The 15,235-nt window shown below is 36.9% G+C and carries 20 protein-coding genes; 2 read left to right on the top strand and 18 right to left on the bottom strand.

Translation table 11 applies throughout. From position 1 onward, the window contains the following. Window positions 1-925: 925 nt before the first annotated feature. The 6 genes from AC3IPL_RS07000 to AC3IPL_RS07025 form a co-directional block, all read right to left on the bottom strand. Window positions 926-1,477, bottom strand: coding sequence for a hypothetical protein (locus tag AC3IPL_RS07000; protein ID WP_489240128.1), 552 nt, complete (start codon window positions 1,475-1,477; stop codon window positions 926-928). Window positions 1,478-1,608: 131 nt separating this feature from the next. Beyond that, window positions 1,609-2,178, bottom strand: coding sequence for a tyrosine-type recombinase/integrase (locus AC3IPL_RS07005; protein ID WP_489240129.1), 570 nt, complete (start codon window positions 2,176-2,178; stop codon window positions 1,609-1,611). A 224-nt stretch (window positions 2,179-2,402) separates the two neighbouring features. Beyond that, the gene (locus tag AC3IPL_RS07010) at window positions 2,403-2,837 is read right to left on the bottom strand and encodes a hypothetical protein (protein WP_489240130.1); all 435 of its coding nucleotides are present in this window, start codon (window positions 2,835-2,837) and stop codon (window positions 2,403-2,405) included. Window positions 2,838-2,867: 30 nt separating this feature from the next. After that, window positions 2,868-3,158 (bottom strand): hypothetical protein, encoded by a 291-nt coding sequence (locus AC3IPL_RS07015; protein ID WP_489240132.1) that lies wholly within the window; start codon window positions 3,156-3,158, stop codon window positions 2,868-2,870. Between the two features lie 794 nt (window positions 3,159-3,952). Continuing rightward, on the bottom strand, window positions 3,953-4,288 hold the full coding sequence (locus tag AC3IPL_RS07020) for an ArsR/SmtB family transcription factor (protein WP_133418528.1): 336 nt from the start codon (window positions 4,286-4,288) through the stop codon (window positions 3,953-3,955). A 19-nt stretch (window positions 4,289-4,307) separates the two neighbouring features. Beyond that, the gene (locus AC3IPL_RS07025) at window positions 4,308-4,925 is read right to left on the bottom strand and encodes a CadD family cadmium resistance transporter (RefSeq protein WP_133418527.1); all 618 of its coding nucleotides are present in this window, start codon (window positions 4,923-4,925) and stop codon (window positions 4,308-4,310) included. 338 nt (window positions 4,926-5,263) lie between these two features. On the opposite strand from AC3IPL_RS07025, the gene AC3IPL_RS07030 reads away from it, so the two are divergent. Next, window positions 5,264-6,265 (top strand): IS30 family transposase, encoded by a 1,002-nt coding sequence (locus tag AC3IPL_RS07030; RefSeq protein WP_489240135.1) that lies wholly within the window; start codon window positions 5,264-5,266, stop codon window positions 6,263-6,265. A gap of 134 nt (window positions 6,266-6,399) precedes the next feature. Here AC3IPL_RS07030 and AC3IPL_RS07035 read toward each other — a convergent pair whose 3' ends face one another. The 7 genes from AC3IPL_RS07035 to AC3IPL_RS07065 all read right to left on the bottom strand — a co-directional run bounded on the left by AC3IPL_RS07035 (window position 6,400) and on the right by AC3IPL_RS07065 (window position 10,608). Then, entirely contained in the window at window positions 6,400-7,035 is a 636-nt protein-coding gene (locus tag AC3IPL_RS07035; protein WP_489240137.1) for a YdcF family protein, read from the bottom strand. A 10-nt stretch (window positions 7,036-7,045) separates the two neighbouring features. After that, the gene (locus AC3IPL_RS07040) at window positions 7,046-7,807 is read right to left on the bottom strand and encodes a DeoR/GlpR family DNA-binding transcription regulator (protein ID WP_489240139.1); all 762 of its coding nucleotides are present in this window, start codon (window positions 7,805-7,807) and stop codon (window positions 7,046-7,048) included. 2 nt (window positions 7,808-7,809) lie between these two features. After that, window positions 7,810-8,133 carry a hypothetical protein gene (locus AC3IPL_RS07045; RefSeq protein ID WP_489240141.1) on the bottom strand — a complete coding sequence of 108 codons (324 nt, stop codon included), beginning with the start codon at window positions 8,131-8,133 and terminating at the stop codon, window positions 7,810-7,812. A gap of 254 nt (window positions 8,134-8,387) precedes the next feature. Further along, window positions 8,388-8,669, bottom strand: a complete 282-nt coding sequence (locus AC3IPL_RS07050) for a hypothetical protein (RefSeq protein ID WP_489240143.1) — start codon at window positions 8,667-8,669, stop codon at window positions 8,388-8,390. Further along, complete coding sequence (locus AC3IPL_RS07055) at window positions 8,654-9,169, bottom strand: hypothetical protein (protein ID WP_489240145.1); 516 nt, start codon at window positions 9,167-9,169, stop codon at window positions 8,654-8,656. The genes AC3IPL_RS07050 and AC3IPL_RS07055 overlap by 16 nt, the downstream gene beginning before the upstream one ends. 16 nt (window positions 9,170-9,185) lie before the next feature. Further along, window positions 9,186-9,605, bottom strand: a complete 420-nt coding sequence (locus tag AC3IPL_RS07060; RefSeq protein WP_489240147.1) for a hypothetical protein — start codon at window positions 9,603-9,605, stop codon at window positions 9,186-9,188. A gap of 262 nt (window positions 9,606-9,867) precedes the next feature. Beyond that, window positions 9,868-10,608 carry a TrmH family RNA methyltransferase gene (locus tag AC3IPL_RS07065; RefSeq protein ID WP_489240149.1) on the bottom strand — a complete coding sequence of 247 codons (741 nt, stop codon included), beginning with the start codon at window positions 10,606-10,608 and terminating at the stop codon, window positions 9,868-9,870. Window positions 10,609-10,777: 169 nt separating this feature from the next. On the opposite strand from AC3IPL_RS07065, the gene AC3IPL_RS07070 reads away from it, so the two are divergent. Beyond that, a complete protein-coding gene (locus AC3IPL_RS07070; protein ID WP_489240151.1) occupies window positions 10,778-12,157 on the top strand; it encodes a dihydrolipoyl dehydrogenase family protein in 1,380 nt (459 codons plus the stop codon). Between the two features lie 72 nt (window positions 12,158-12,229). On the opposite strand, the gene AC3IPL_RS07075 is transcribed toward AC3IPL_RS07070, so the two are convergent. From AC3IPL_RS07075 to infC, 5 genes are all read right to left on the bottom strand, one after another. Beyond that, window positions 12,230-13,306 carry a M42 family metallopeptidase gene (locus AC3IPL_RS07075; protein WP_489240153.1) on the bottom strand — a complete coding sequence of 359 codons (1,077 nt, stop codon included), beginning with the start codon at window positions 13,304-13,306 and terminating at the stop codon, window positions 12,230-12,232. Window positions 13,307-13,404: 98 nt separating this feature from the next. Further along, window positions 13,405-13,821, bottom strand: a complete 417-nt coding sequence (locus AC3IPL_RS07080; protein WP_489240155.1) for a DUF2512 family protein — start codon at window positions 13,819-13,821, stop codon at window positions 13,405-13,407. 154 nt (window positions 13,822-13,975) lie between these two features. Continuing rightward, entirely contained in the window at window positions 13,976-14,335 is a 360-nt protein-coding gene (gene rplT, locus AC3IPL_RS07085) for a 50S ribosomal protein L20 (protein WP_489240156.1), read from the bottom strand. 28 nt (window positions 14,336-14,363) lie between these two features. After that, window positions 14,364-14,564, bottom strand: a complete 201-nt coding sequence (gene rpmI / locus AC3IPL_RS07090; protein WP_012657249.1) for a 50S ribosomal protein L35 — start codon at window positions 14,562-14,564, stop codon at window positions 14,364-14,366. A 12-nt stretch (window positions 14,565-14,576) separates the two neighbouring features. Further along, window positions 14,577-15,113, bottom strand: coding sequence for a translation initiation factor IF-3 (infC, locus tag AC3IPL_RS07095; protein ID WP_489240159.1), 537 nt, complete (start codon window positions 15,111-15,113; stop codon window positions 14,577-14,579). Between the last annotated feature and the right edge of the window lie 122 nt (window positions 15,114-15,235).

Below are 15,235 nucleotides of genomic sequence, written 5' to 3' on the forward strand. Positions count from 1 at the left end.
TGGTTGATGGCTCCAGCCCACCGTCGCTTTTTTTATCCATGAACGACACCCGAAACATGTACTGCGTATGGAATTGAGGCATAGAAAAAGACAGGTAGCCCGCTTACGCTACCTGTCTTCTGTAATCCATATCTTCTGTCCACTTTTTTCTCAATTTGAGCCAAGTCTATTGAAGTTTTACCGATACCTCTATATAATGTGTGTATAAAGCGTAATATAATCGCTTCAAAAATTATATAATTAGATTGATCGGTAAATCATGATTACGTTAGTTGAGGTAACGTAAGAGTGAGGTTTGATTGGAGTTGGTAGCTCCTATCATTCCTGCCGGTCTTTTTAATTTGTCTTAATTATACAGTTAAGCATGAAAGATATGCAAATAAAATCTAAAACCAATTTAATTTTTTCCAAATAATCAGATATTTAGTAACTCTTTATTTACTTATCATATATAATGAATCATAATAATTTATAAAGAGTCTTTAAATTAAGGAAGGTGTTCTTTATGAAAATTATTACTGGTATTTTGTTATGGTTAAACATCATCTTTATTTTCTTATCACCTCTTGATTTCAATCGTTTTTCTGTGTTATTTTACTTTATAAATTTTATGTCTATTGCAATAATTATCCGAAATAAAGATTACTTTATTTTTAAAATTGATTGTTTTAAATACTTAAGTGTTCATTATATATTTTCTATTTTATTGATCACTATCTTTTCTTTCTTATCAGTTAAATCTATTTTTATTAATATTATCTTTGGAGTCGCAATTGTTTTATATTACTCTATTATGAAACAATATGTTTTAACTGATGAAAAAAATTAGTCTCTTCTACATTAAACAACCTCTCATTTTAATTACTGTTTAAGTAATTAAAATGAGAGGTTGTTTTATTTTCTAATTTTTATTGAAAATTAGATTTTAATATATATGATAACTATAAGTTGAATATGCTAAATTTTTATGTGCGCTATCTGTATAAGCATCTACATCAGTTCTTACATATAAGTTATTAGTTCCATCTGTTGCAGTATAAGTTTTAATAATAAAATAGTATCTCTTATCTTTTTTTAATCCACCTGTAATTTCTCCAAAAGTATAGCCAGCTAAAAAGCTTGCAATTTGATAAACTTTAGTTTCAGGTGCTATAAATGTACCTAATATCCCAGTTAAAATATTTGTACCATGATATACTAAATTACTATCTACCAAGTTGTCATAATATCTAGTACTTTTATACTTCCAATTCATCGATCCTGGATTTTGTACAACTTTTTGTGGTTCTTTAATTACTACTGAATCTACTTCATTAGTTAGGTTAATCGGTGTCTTTATCAAATTATTAGTAATAGGAAGTGCTTTAGTTGCATCAGTATTTTCACTTGCAAATGTTAATTTTCCATTACCAAATAAAACGCTAGAAGAACTACTTAAAACAACAGCGGACAAAACTACTTTAGTTATTTTTTTCATTTTATATCCCCTTTTTACTCAATTTGTTTACGCTTACATCTTACTATAAATACCATATTTAGAAAAGTAAATAAATTAAATTAAATTTATTCACTTTTTTGTATTTCATACAAAAAATTCATATTTTAATCTTAGTTAGAATATAAATTCTTCATTACTGAGTTAATAGAATTATTTAAAACATCTTGACTAATCCCAATGTATCTTAACGTCACTGTTTGAGAAGAATGATTGAAAAGTTCCATCAACAACGCAATATCCTTTGTCTTTTTGTAGTAGTGGTAACCAAAAGACTTACGCATCGAATGTGTGCCTATTTCATTTAGACCGATTGATTTTGCTGAATGATTGAGGATGCGGTAGGCCTGCACCCGGCTGATCGGCCGGGGCTGTCCCGACGGATCCTTGTGCTTGCTCCTAAATAGATAGTCCTCGTCCTCCAGGAACTGAATATAACGGTCGATATCCTCCTTTAAATGATAGAGGGGGATGTTCTTCTGTTTATGGGTCTTCTGCTCCCGAAGTCTGATGCTGTAGTCCTTGATGTCCTTCTTCTTCAATCCTAATAGATCACCGACACGAAGCCCGCAGTTGATGCCCAGGTTGAACAGGAAGACATCCCGTTCCGGCCCGTAGTAGGCGAGCGCCTCCTTCATCTCCTGGATCTTCCGTACATCTCTGATGGGTTCGACACTGTTCATCCTCATTTCCTCCTCTGCATACAACATATAATATATTATATATGATACTTAATATGTACTAAATTATATCATTATGTTACATATTTTCATCCATAAAAATAAACCCCTGTATTTAAGGGGTTTGTCATGTAACATAATTTCTATTGTGTTACTTTATTGAAAATAAAGGCAGTCACACAATATGCTTCCTTAAATATTTTTTGTAAATAAAAGGAAGTTAAAAGCTAATCACCCCAATAATTTTTAACATTTAATAAATCTGGTAATTGAAAGTTATATTTACATGAAAGTTCTGACTGTATTATTTTTAAGATTTCATGTTCAATTTGCATATAAGGCTCTATATAAACATTTCCATCTTCATCTTTAGTCCAGTAACCAGAAAAATTACATTCTTTAATATCTAAAAATTCATATAAGTAGCAAATATCTAAATTTGATTGGACATCTGATACTAAAGATTCAATCTGTGTAATTAATTCCTCTAACAAAATAAATTCTTCTTTTGATAAACTTGTAACAGTTAATACCTTTAATTCGTTAGAATGACGCCATATAAAGATTTTAGTAATTACATTCTTATTCGGCATATCTACTATCCATTGCTCAAAAGATTTCATTCTAACAATTCTAGTTAAGGTTGCTAAATCACTACTCAATATGATAATTCCTCCTTGATAATAAGGTGGTTAAGCGAATAATGGTTTCACGATAAATCCTCGACCTGCACCGCCACCATCAAATCCACATGCACATAATTTTCCCATTCCTGTTGATTTATCAGCAATTGCTGCTTTTTTTACTTTAGTAGGTAAAGCAGCAAATCCCGATATTTTGTTTTTACTTTTATCACAAACATCTCCGTTACTATATGAGCATAATTGATGACTCCATGCTCCATTTACTTTCTTGTAAAAATGTACATGTTTTGCTTTAGCAGATGATGCACTATCAATTCTATATTTCCATGTACTACCCACAAATTTCTCTGAGCTTGCTTCTACATTATTAATATTAGAAAGCATTAAAGAATAAAAAAGTAGACATAAAATCAGAGGTATTTTTATTTAGTAATTTCATTTTATACTCCTTTTGAAATCTAACTAACTTAAATATATAGTTTAATAACACAGAAGTGTTGCTCTAAAAGCATTGTAGAGGTACATATATTTTGAATGCTTATGATTTATCACTAAAAACTTAATTATTATCAAATTACTAAGAGAAACACTCAAAATAGACATAAGTAAATAGAAAAGTACGCTCTAATCCATTGTATGATTAGAGCGTACCCTTAGTAAACACATTAGACAAATAAAAAAAGCAGTCACAGAAATATGACTGCTTTAACTAATTATTTTTACTGTCTTTACGCAAAATTTTATTTATAAATAATCCAGTAATGATCAGTGCTAATGTTTCAATAAGAAAAAACATGATACCATCTTTTTTAAATGTGTCTTCGCTTTCATATTGTGTTGTATAAAGTAACAAGAAATTTAATGATTAACCTTTTTTAGTCCAAATATCGTTGTTATGATAGCTGAAAGAATAATGTATGGAAAAAGTAGCGAAACTGCTAATAAACCAATTGTCATACTAAGCCAAAATGAATCAAATTTATAATTTCCTATTTTCATCATAACACCCCACTAAAGTTTATATTAATTGTATCATACACATATAATAAATTCATTTTTCGACAAAGTAACATAATTACCATTGTGTTACTTTATCAGACAAATAAAAAAAGCAGTCACAGAAATATGACCGCTTAATTATTACTAAAAAATAACTTAATTTCTTCATCTTTGATAAAATAATATACCATTTTCCCATTTTTATAAAAATCAAGAACATCATTTTTATACAATAATCTAAGATGATGAGATGTAGAAGCCACACTCATATCTAGAATGATAGCAATATCACAGACACAAAGTTCTTTTTCACTCAGTAAAGACAATACAATTTTTAATTTTTTTTCATCGCATATTTTTTGAAAAATATTAAGTAATCTTTGCGACTTCTCAATTTTTAAAAAATCTAACGCTTTGTCCACTTTATCTTCATGAACACATACTATGTCACAAGTAATAGATTTATTCATTTAATTTCAACACCCTTATCTAAAATAAAAATTCTAAAATTGTTTGAATTGTTTTATTTTCTATGATAATAAACATTCCTAGTCCTATATAAATAACAGCCATTATCCAACGACTATACTTCTCAATAGTACCACCAATTCCAGGTATATTAGCAATTTTTTGAGCTGTAAAAACTAATACAAATATCAACACTAAAAATGTAATAAGTGTAACTATTAGATTTGACATATTAAGTGAAACAAAATATGGAACAAACAATCCAATGTTATCAGCACCACAACTTGCGATAGTCACTAATGCCACAGTTCCTATTAATTTTGATAATCCTTTTTTATCCAATTCTTTTTTTGCTCTTTTTTCACCAGCACAATCGTCATATAATGCTACTTTAACACCGAAATAAATTGGTATTATACCTAGCAATCCTAAGATCCATTTCTCTGGAACATAATTTAATACGAAAGCTAAAAATAAACTTACTAATATTAAAATAATAGAACCTAGATATTGTCCAATATAGATGTTTCTATATTCTTTCTTTGTGCTAGCTCTAGCAAAGAAAATTAATAAAATAACTAATAAGTCTACAGCAGTTGCTGTGTATAAAACAGTAGCAGTAATAATAGTTTGAAACATAAAAGCACCTCATTCAAAAATTCATTTGAATGAAGTTTAACATATCCATCAGTAACATTCAAGTATATTTTTGAATGTTATTTTAACTCAATAATTTTTTAATATCACTTAAAGAAACGTGACAACAAGCCACCTTTTTTATTTGTCGTGCTATTACTTTCTTGCTTATCTTCTCTTAAATCTTTATAAAAGCTATCAACTTTATTTGTATGGCAAGTTATACAATCAAGTTAGCCACCTAAGGTGGAAGATACATTAATTGTTTATAAAAAAATCCGCCATGACGAATTCATGTTAATATTGTAGTTCTCACACCGATAATAAAGGAATGAATTCGTATGACGCATATCAATGGTAACACGAAAACCGTTAAGGGCAAACACCTTTCTAGAGATGAACGAATCATCATACAGACGCTGATTAATGAAGGGTATTCAAACAGACAAATAGCCGGAAAGCTCGGTAGAGCGCCACAGACCATCAATAATGAGATAAAGCGCGGCATGTACACACAAAAGAGCCAGCAGGTACAGAATAATAAAATCTACACTTACTACAAGTGCGTCTATTCGCCTGATCTTGCTCAGGATAGATACTTTGAAAATCGTATCAAGTCAGGACGTCGCCCTATTCCTATCACAGGAAATCCCTTTGTTGAATGGGCCGATCATCTGATGATACATCAGGAAATGTCTCCGGCTTCCGTTATTATGCTTGCTAAGAAAGCTAAGCTTTTTCCAGAAAGATTCATACCCTGTATAAAGACACTCTATAACTGGATTGACAGAAAACTGTTAAAGACGCGTAATATCAATCTTCTGATGAAGTTAAAGCTTAAGAATAAGAAGCCGACAGGCTTTACTCGTATTAATAAAAAAGTACTGGGTCAGTCTATCGAACTACGTCCTCATGCAGTGGATACACGCACGACCTTCGGACATTGGGAGATAGATACCGTTGTCGGCCAGAAGTCTGGGGAGGATCAGGTTCTCCTCACGATGGTTGAGAGAAAAAGTCGCTATGAACTTATCTTAAAGATCGATGGTAAACAAAGTTGCCATGTAGTCAATGCACTACGTCATCTGATAAAGGAAACAGGAGATGCTTTCCCTAAAATATTCAAGTCCATTACATCAGATAACGGACCTGAATTCAGCGATCTTTCTGAATGTCTCAAAGGATTATCTGAAGTCTACTTTACTCACCCCTATGCCTCTTGGGAAAGAGGGACGAAAGAAAATCAGCACAGATTTATTCGCCGGCATATTCCTAAAGGTATCCCCATTTCAACTGTAACAGCTTCTACCGTCCATAAAATCCAGGAATGGATGAACAGATAGCCACGCAAGATACTAAATGGACAGTCAGCGATGGAAGTGTTTTTGAAAGAACTAATTAAAGAGAACATACTGAGTGAATCCCTAGGATTCTATATGAACTAGATTTGTCAGAGTGGCTAACTTGTAATTGCAATTTAGATCAAATCTATTTTAAGAAGATCTCCTTTTTCTCCATAATGAAGAATTCTTAAATATTCACCCCACACTCTAGATTGACCTTCCTCGGAATTCATCCATGTATCTCTACTTATGATGTTGTTCTTATATTGAGCATCAAAAGTATAAGGAATATAATTAATATTGTCAGGTAAGTGCTTCGCTAATGTTCTACGTTGTCTTTCTGTAACATGGCTTTTACAGATGAACATTAAGCTGTCTATCGAACTGAAATCGAATACTTTTTTTGCATATAAGACATTCTCTAAAGTATTCGTTGATTGATTCTCATAAGTAATTATTTCTTCAGGTATTCCTCCGTCTAATAAATGTCTGATAATAATTTCAGCTTCTGAAAGGTTCTTTTTATTCCAGTCGGGATGTGGGACACCGGTCAAACTTTTCCCACCAGTTACGATAATTTTATTAGTAAAATTTTTCCTAAATGCATCTATTGCCACTTCCCAGTGTCCTGGGTGTGTTCCAGAAAATACAAATAGAGCATCACATTTTTGAAGAGGAATTTTTTCTCCAAATGTGATATGTGTCAAAAATTTAATGTCATCATTAGTGAGTTGTGGGACTTCAGGACTTTTAGGAATAATAGGTTTCATGTTAATCTCCTTATTTTGCAATAATAAAATCTAATTCGTTTTCATCATTAAATAGTACATCGCATTTTTTTATTTTAGCGTCAGTTATTAATACATCTACTTTCTCTAGTTCTGTAACATGTGAAAAGAGATTACGACCAAATTTTGAATGATGCATTAACGCAATTGTTCGTTCACTTTTTTCTACAAGATTTTTAGTAAAAAGAGCAACATCTATAGAACTTGTGGTAATGCTCTTATCTGTAAACCCGCCGCCTGTAATAAAAACCAAATCAAAATGAAAGAGTCTCAACATTTCAATCGCAAGAGAATCAGTGATATTTCCTGAAGGTTTTAATGTTCCTCCTATTAATATAGTATTTATATTGTCCATATCTTTAATTCTCTCTGCCACAACAATAGAATTTGTCACAACTGTATAATTAATATTATTAGGTAGATAATTTACCATCGCATAATGAATCGAAGTTCCACCAATATAGATGGTTTCATTTTCTTTAATATATCTAACAGCAGTCTTAGCTATAGCAAAAGTTTCATTATCAATATCTTTATATCGCTCTATACTATGGAGTGGCAAAACTAAAGTCTGCTGTTTTAACATTGCTCCACCGTGCATTCTCTGAAGAATTCCCAAGTTTTCTAACTTTATAAAATCTCTTCTAACTGAATCTATAGAGACATTTAAAATTTTAGCAAGTTCTTTAGTAGATATTCTTTTCTTTTCCTCTAGAATTTGAACGATTTTCTTGTGACGTTCTTCAGTATACATATTTATGAACCCTTCCTATAAAAATCTGCTGTTGATCGCCAAAATGTCTGCGTTGTTTCCTTGTACAGTGGTTCATGTTTATATTTAAACTTTTGTGCTTCACGGTGCAGATTACTTTCTATTATTTTTTCTTCTACAGAATCATAATGTCTTTCATCTAAATATGACCAAATAGCTAATATACGAGTACGATTATTGTTAATTAACCTTACTACTAATGTTGCTCCAAACTTAATTTGATTAGGTAATAAATACTCATAAAATAAAGTGTTAAACACTTCAAACTTATCAGGGTGTATTACATACTCACGAATTCTAAAAATCATAGAATTCCTCCTCTTAATTAAGGATATAAAAAAATGCACAAATATGCAAATAAATTTGCATATTTGTGCAAAAAGGTAAATCAACAAATAAGACAGTTTATGTAAACTAAAAAAAATTAAAATAAACATTTATAATAACAGCTTATTTTAATTTTCTTTACTTCTTATGGAAAGTCGACTTGTCCTATAATCTATAAGTCTTCTGCTTTCCGTAAGATGAATAATTTAACGGAAATCGGAATTTATCCATCTTATCAAATCCTGATTCCAATATTAATGATAATGATTACAAGGAGAAACATAAAGGAGAGAATCACTTTTACTGCGCTTCTTTCAATCCAGGATAAAACAATAACAGTTATCGCTATTCCAAAAACAGCAATATCACCCACAATACCTATTTTATAAGGTGTAAGGTTGTTAACGATGAAGCTGATGCCTAAGAGTGCCATGAAGAACATCAGTATTTTATCACCGCTTTTATTTGATTTCTCCTCCATTATGTCTCCTTCTCTATTTATCATGATTCTCGCCATCCCCTCTTTTTAATGTTATTGACGTAGCCAGTATTGGTCATGAAGATTGCGGCATATACAGGCAGCATGACCAGCAGGATCTGAGGCTGCATCTTCAACATCAGCATCGCCATCAGATAAACAGCACTGCCAATAACAGCAACCAAAACGACGGCTATATAAGGTCCAGCGTTCTTTCCCCGTTTATGAAACATCCTGAGTTCCGTCGGCAGAGTTGTTAAAATCAATACGCTTAAAAAGCCGATGATATATACACCCGTTCCAAACGAATCCCAGAACAACTGCCGATCCAGTTCCTTTTGCGGCAGATTATAGAACGCTTCATCGTGTAAGCCATATATAAAACTGTAGATCACCCAGCTTATAAATAGTATTGTAAACAGCGGTAAAAACATGGTTTTATGCTTATCATACATTCGATAGCTGATGGGTGCTTTCGGCTTGAAAAAGTTGCGTCTATAATCCTGCCACGCCTCTTTATAAGTGATTTTCTCTGTCATAATTTTTCTCCTGCGCTTATTTAAAGTAATAGTTACCCAATGTCGTGAAACTCGGTATCAAATATGCCAACATAATTGCGAACAACGTTAGTTGCTGGTGCGTCATCACTGCGTAAATATAATAGCCAAGTATAGCGATGAAAAATATAAGATGCGTCACCTGATAAAGTAATGGCGATTTCCCCCGCGTATGAAACATTCTCATTTCAGTTGGATAACTGACAATAGCAACAAGTATCACGGTCACTAGAAAGAACAGAAACCTATTTGAATGTTGTTCTGAAATCATTGTCAATCCAAACATCAAAAGTATGAAAGGCAGGATTGTCAACCGTCCTACCCAAAGCTGATTTTTATACGCTTCTTCCGTAATCGGCGCAGTGAAATTGAACAAATTGCGGAAGTAATCAAGCCATGCTGCTTTAAAGCTGTTCATTAAAAAGCCACCTCCATCCTTATACTGTCAGTATAAATGATAAAGGTGGTATTCAATAGTAATATTTGTATTTTTAAGGAATATTTAATCTTTCTTCCACACTATTTAGCGTCTGTCTTATAGTGTTGAGATATGTGATAATATCTTCTCTCCTGTTTGTCTCCAGTCTGCCGACGACTACACCGTTCTATCAGTTATTGAATTAGTGTCTACTCTAATAAAGTCAGAGTTATTTGTCAGACATTTTAGCTGCGGCACTTGATCAGCCTTTGAAATGATACATCAGAATACCGGCGCAGACAGCAACGTTCAGACTCTCTGCTCTTCCGTAGATCGGCACAAAGAGATTGTCATCTGTTTCGGCGAGGATCTGTTCATCAACGCCCTGTCCTTCGTTGCCGAGGACAAGGATGAACGCGTCAGCCGCTTCAACTTCCTTGTAGTTTCTGCCGTTTTTCAGGCTTGTGCCGTAAACTTTACCTCCGAAGTCTGCCTTCACTTCACTGAAGTCTGCTTCTATGACCGGCAGATGGAAGACACTGCCCTGACTCGCGCGCAGCACTTTGTCGTTATAGATGTCGACTGTCCCTTTTGAGATAACAACACCGTCATAGCCTGCAGCGTCTGCTGTGCGGATAATCGTTCCGACATTGCCCGGGTCCTGGATGCGGTCAAGATAGACGAGCTGCTTGAAGTCAGCCAGTTCGTGCTGCGGCATATTACAGACGGCGTATATCCCTTGCGGTGATTCTGTCTGAGATAGTTTCTCGGCGATTTTGAATGTGATCTGATACTGCTCCTTGCTCGCTTCCACCATTTCTTCAGAGATATCGTCGGGATTGACACTCAGTATGGTCTCCACTTCAAGGCCGCTCTTCACGGCTTCTTCCACCAGATGATAACCTTCCACAAGAAACTGCCGCGCCTTCTTGCGGTCCTTACGCGTATGCAGTTTTGCAATGTTCTTGATTCTCGTATTCTGTACTGATTCGATGAGTTCCATATCATCACTCCATTCACTCAATTGTTATCTTTATTATAAACTAATTCAAAGACGTGAGATACTCGTCATCTATTTCATTATATTGTTATTTTGTCACATTTTAACGGTTGATAAGGGATTAAAAGGGAATAAATCTAAAGCAACCTATTTTGTAAGGAGGAACCTAATAATGTATGATGTCATATTTATCGGTAGTGGACATGCAGCCTGGCACGCAGCAGTGGCGCTTGCCAGCCAGAAGATGAAAGTCGCACTGATTGAAAAGGATACGCTAGCCGGCACATGCACCAACTTCGGCTGTAATCCGAAGATTTTGCTTGAGTCACCGTTTGAGGTGCTGGATGATATCGACCGTCTTGGTGATATCTTCACAAACCGTCCTGAGGTGAGCTGGGAGCATCTGATGCGCTACAAACATAAGGTCATTGATCCGCAGAAAGATAGACTCGCTGAAGTCTTCAACAAGGCCGGTATTGAGATCATTGAAGGCGAAGGCGTGATAACAGACGAACACACGGTGAAGGTCGGCGATCAGTCCTATCAGGCTAAATATATCGTCATCGCGACAGGTCAGCGCAGTCATCGGCTTAATATCCCAGGTCAGGAACATCTCCGTGACAGCCGTGACTTTATGGATCTAAAATCATTCCCTGAGCATATTACCTTCATCGGTGGCGGTTATATCAGTATTGAGTTCGCTTCTATTGCGAGCAAATTCGGCTCAGAAGTCCATGTCATTGTGCACTCTGACAAGATTCTGAAAGCCTTCCACCAGCCCCATGTCAAAATGCTGATCGACAAGCTGGAGGAGGAGAACGTTACCTTCCACTTCAATGAAGATACAGAAAAAGTCGAAGAGAAGGATGGCCGTCTGACCTTGACGACTCAATCAGGAACGACACTAGAGACTGACTATATCGTTGATGCGACTGGCCGTGTGCCGAACGTTGAGAACATCGGCCTTGAGACAGTGGGCATCGACTACAGTGATAAAGGGATCAAAGTCAACTCTCATCTGCAGACGTCTGTTCCGCATATTTATGCGAGCGGTGATGTGCTGGACAAATCCATTCCTAAGCTGACGCCGACTGCAAGCTTTGAATCGAATTATATCGCTCTTCAGATCATCGCACGTGAAGCCAAACTCTTCAGTCCGAAGAAAGCGCTCGAACTTCTGCCGATCAAGTATCCGGCGATTCCTTCAGTCGCTTATACTCTGCCCCGTCTGTCACAGGTCGGCATGCCGATCAGCGAGGCTGAGGATAAAGGTTATAAGATCAGGACCATTAAGTTCGGCGAATACATGCGCTTTGAGTATAAGAATGAACTGGATGCTGAAATGGTGATTGCTCTCGATAAGAAAAATCATGTGGCGGGTGCTGCTATCTTTGGTCATAACGCAGCAGATCTCATCAACATCATGACCTTTATCGTCGAGAAGGAACTGTCAGCGAAAGACCTCAATCTGATGATCTTCGCTTTCCCGAGTGAATCAAGCGGCATACTGGATCTCTTGAAGATTGAGATGCTGGACCTTGATATTGAGTGATAAAAAAAGACTGCCTCGGCAGTCTTTTTTTCGCGGTATCTTTTCATCCGATCAGTACAAAAATGATAGCACTTATGATAGATGCTCGTAAGTCTGCTCAATGATCTGGTCTACTCTATCATCCGTGAGTTCAGCGAGCACTGCGTTGACCAGTTCGAGCGCACCATTATAGTCACGCCGGTTCATCATTGACACATTGGAGTGGATATAACGCGTCGGGACACCGATAGATAGAGCAGGTATGCCGTCTAAACTTTGCGCGATGTTCCCGGCATCTGTATAGCCGCCGGTCAGATAATCGAACTGAACCTTGATGCCATGCTTCTCTGCCACATCTGTGACGAACCGTCTGAACGATGGGTGCGAAATATGCCACGCATCAATCAACACAACAATCGGGCCGTCACCCATCTTGGCGATTCCGCTCATGCCGGGTGTCTTTGTACAGATGCCGACGTCAAGCGCAATAGCAAGAGACGGCTTGACAGTGTGGGCTGCTGTCTTTGCACCACGTGACATCGTCTCCTCCTGCGTGACTGCTCCTGCTACTACAGTGATTTCCTGATTAGTGTACGTTTCCAGCGCCTCAACAGCGAGTGCGCAGCCGAAACGATTGTCCCACGCTTTCGCCAGCACATAGTCGGGATTTGTCATCACTTCAAACTCGCTGTACGGCGTCACCGGGTCACCGATCCGGATGCCCGCAGCAAGCACCTCGGCTTTTGAGTCCACACCGATGTCTATGAACATATTCGGTACACTTGCTGCCTGTTCTTTCTCCTGCACACCGAGAACGTGCGGCGGCTTACCACCGATGACCCCTCTGACTTCTCCTCTGCTGCCGCTAATCGTCACTTTCTGACTGAGCATGACGTTCGCCCACCAGTAGCCGAGGTTCGTAAACTTGATGAAACCGTCATCAGTAATCGCGGTTACCATAAAACCGATTTCGTCCAGATGGCCGGCCAGCATGACAGAATGTTTGCCTGTCCCTTGCTTCCTACCGAATATGCTGCCGGTATTATCCTGGATGATATCGTCTGCGACCGGCTCCAGATAGCTCTTCATGAGCTGTGTCATCGGTCCCTCAAATCCTGACGGTGCATTGCAGTCGGTCAAAGCCTTGAAACGTGCTAACTGTTGATCCATAAAAACATCCCCTTTGTCTGTGTTACTCTTAGTATAGAGCGTTATATGATCATTGCCAACACCAAAAAAGGAAGCACAATTGTGCTTCCTTGATCAAACTAACGATGTGTGTGGTTGTGAGCGACCTCTTTACCAGGTCTATTGAATACCGCACGGTCGACGAATTTGTGGAAAAACAGCCATTCGCCTCCTGTAATTGCTAGAGCAGACAATAAAGCCGGCCAGAACAGATCATCATTGTTACCTGTCAATGCTCTTGCCATCAACCAGATCACTAAAAATGCCAGTACTAAGTCGGCCAATGAGGCAAGGCCGTTACGTTTCGTGAATTCACCAGAATGACCCGCTTTATTAAAGATGCCGAGGTCACCAAGCAGATAGGCAAGCACTGTCGTCACTATACTGATCCATAACGTATCCATGAACGGCACATCAAAGATCAACGTCAAAACAATAAACAGAACAAGCGCAATCACGATAAATTTCACTACTAATGCTTTTAAATGGTCCATCATTTTCCTCCTCTCCTCATTGACGTCTTACTGTCAGAAATACCCTGACATTGAGAGAATAAACGAAAAATCGGACATATTCATTCAAATTATATTCATTTTTACAGTCATTTCACATAAAAAACCGCAGTGCTGATATGCACTGCGGTTTTGTCTATTATTTATTTAAAGCGTTTTTCGCTTGAGTCACTAACTCAGCAAATGCTTTTTCGTCAGAGATAGCGATCTCTGATAACATTTTACGGTTGATGTCGATACCAGCTAATTTAAGACCGTTCATTAAACGGCTGTAGCTGATGTCGTTCATACGTGCAGCCGCGTTAATACGTGCGATCCATAATTTACGGAAGTCACGTTTTTTCTGACGACGGTCACGGTATGCATATTGACCTGATTTCATGACTTGTTGTTTTGCTACTCTGTATAATGTATGTTTTGAACCGAAATAACCTTTTGCTAATTTAATGGTTCTTTTGCGACGGGCACGCGTCACTGTTCCACCTTTAACTCGTGGCATGATAATTCCTCCTTAGATAATCCTATTATTATTTTACGTATGTTAACATTTGTGCAACGCGCTTTTGATCGCCTTTAGAGACTAATGACGCTTTACGAAGTCCACGTTTTTGTTTTGTTGATTTGTTTGCGAAAAGGTGAGAAGTGTAAGCTCTAGAACGTTTTAATTTACCTGAACCAGTTCTTTTAACACGTTTCGCGCCTCCGCGGTGAGTTTTCATTTTAGGCATTGAATTGTCCTCCTAGTTTTGTTTTTTGTCGACGATTGGCGCCAGCATCAAGAACATTGAGCGGCCATCCATCTTCGGTTTTTGTTCCACTGTAGCGATATCTTTACACTCATCAGCAAATTTCTCAAGCACTCGTTGACCAAATTCCTTGTGCGTGATGGCACGACCTCTGAAGCGGATAGATACTTTAACTTTGTCCTGTTTTTCAAGGAATTTACGCGCATTTTTCAGCTTCGTGTTAAAGTCATGGTCTTCAATCGTCGGACTTAACCTGATTTCTTTCATAACTACAATCTTCTGATTTTTACGTGCTTCTTTATCTTTCTTCTGCTGTTCGAACTTGAACTTACCGTAGTCCATGATCTTTGCAACAGGCGGTTTTGCGTTAGGCGCAACAAGTACAACATCTAAATTCACACGTTCTGCGATTTCGATGGCTTCGAACTTAGTCTTAACACCTAACTGAGCACCGTCATGTCCAATTAATCGAAGTTCTCTTGCACGGATTTTGTCATTGATTTGCGTTTGATCTTTAGCTATGATTGACACCTCCTATTGGATTTACTAGACGAACAAAGAAAGCGGGTGCACAAGGGCACCCGCAGAGACATGGTTAATCATGTTATCGTACCCTGTAACAGCGCGTGGCGTCTTCAGGGCGAGAAGCGGGA

It is taken from the genome of Macrococcus sp. GL_134, from assembly GCF_057834705.1.

Bases quoted from the DNA above. Each gene is read 5' to 3' on its own strand.
- AC3IPL_RS07000 (WP_489240128.1), bottom strand. From the start codon at position 1,477: ATGAAAAAAATAACTAAAGTAGTTTTGTCCGCTGTTGTTTTAAGTAGT.
- AC3IPL_RS07005 (WP_489240129.1), bottom strand. From the start codon at position 2,178: ATGAACAGTGTCGAACCCATCAGAGATGTACGGAAGATCCAGGAGATG.
- AC3IPL_RS07020 (WP_133418528.1), bottom strand. From the start codon at position 4,288: ATGAATAAATCTATTACTTGTGACATAGTATGTGTTCATGAAGATAAA.
- AC3IPL_RS07025 (WP_133418527.1), bottom strand. From the start codon at position 4,925: ATGTTTCAAACTATTATTACTGCTACTGTTTTATACACAGCAACTGCT.
- AC3IPL_RS07030 (WP_489240135.1), top strand. From the start codon at position 5,264: ATGACGCATATCAATGGTAACACGAAAACCGTTAAGGGCAAACACCTT.
- AC3IPL_RS07035 (WP_489240137.1), bottom strand. From the start codon at position 7,035: ATGAAACCTATTATTCCTAAAAGTCCTGAAGTCCCACAACTCACTAAT.
- AC3IPL_RS07040 (WP_489240139.1), bottom strand. From the start codon at position 7,807: ATGTATACTGAAGAACGTCACAAGAAAATCGTTCAAATTCTAGAGGAA.
- AC3IPL_RS07045 (WP_489240141.1), bottom strand. From the start codon at position 8,133: ATGATTTTTAGAATTCGTGAGTATGTAATACACCCTGATAAGTTTGAA.
- AC3IPL_RS07050 (WP_489240143.1), bottom strand. From the start codon at position 8,669: ATGGCGAGAATCATGATAAATAGAGAAGGAGACATAATGGAGGAGAAA.
- AC3IPL_RS07055 (WP_489240145.1), bottom strand. From the start codon at position 9,169: ATGACAGAGAAAATCACTTATAAAGAGGCGTGGCAGGATTATAGACGC.
- AC3IPL_RS07060 (WP_489240147.1), bottom strand. From the start codon at position 9,605: ATGAACAGCTTTAAAGCAGCATGGCTTGATTACTTCCGCAATTTGTTC.
- AC3IPL_RS07065 (WP_489240149.1), bottom strand. From the start codon at position 10,608: ATGGAACTCATCGAATCAGTACAGAATACGAGAATCAAGAACATTGCA.
- AC3IPL_RS07070 (WP_489240151.1), top strand. From the start codon at position 10,778: ATGTATGATGTCATATTTATCGGTAGTGGACATGCAGCCTGGCACGCA.
- AC3IPL_RS07075 (WP_489240153.1), bottom strand. From the start codon at position 13,306: ATGGATCAACAGTTAGCACGTTTCAAGGCTTTGACCGACTGCAATGCA.
- AC3IPL_RS07080 (WP_489240155.1), bottom strand. From the start codon at position 13,821: ATGATGGACCATTTAAAAGCATTAGTAGTGAAATTTATCGTGATTGCG.
- rplT (WP_489240156.1), bottom strand. From the start codon at position 14,335: ATGCCACGAGTTAAAGGTGGAACAGTGACGCGTGCCCGTCGCAAAAGA.
- rpmI (WP_012657249.1), bottom strand. From the start codon at position 14,564: ATGCCTAAAATGAAAACTCACCGCGGAGGCGCGAAACGTGTTAAAAGA.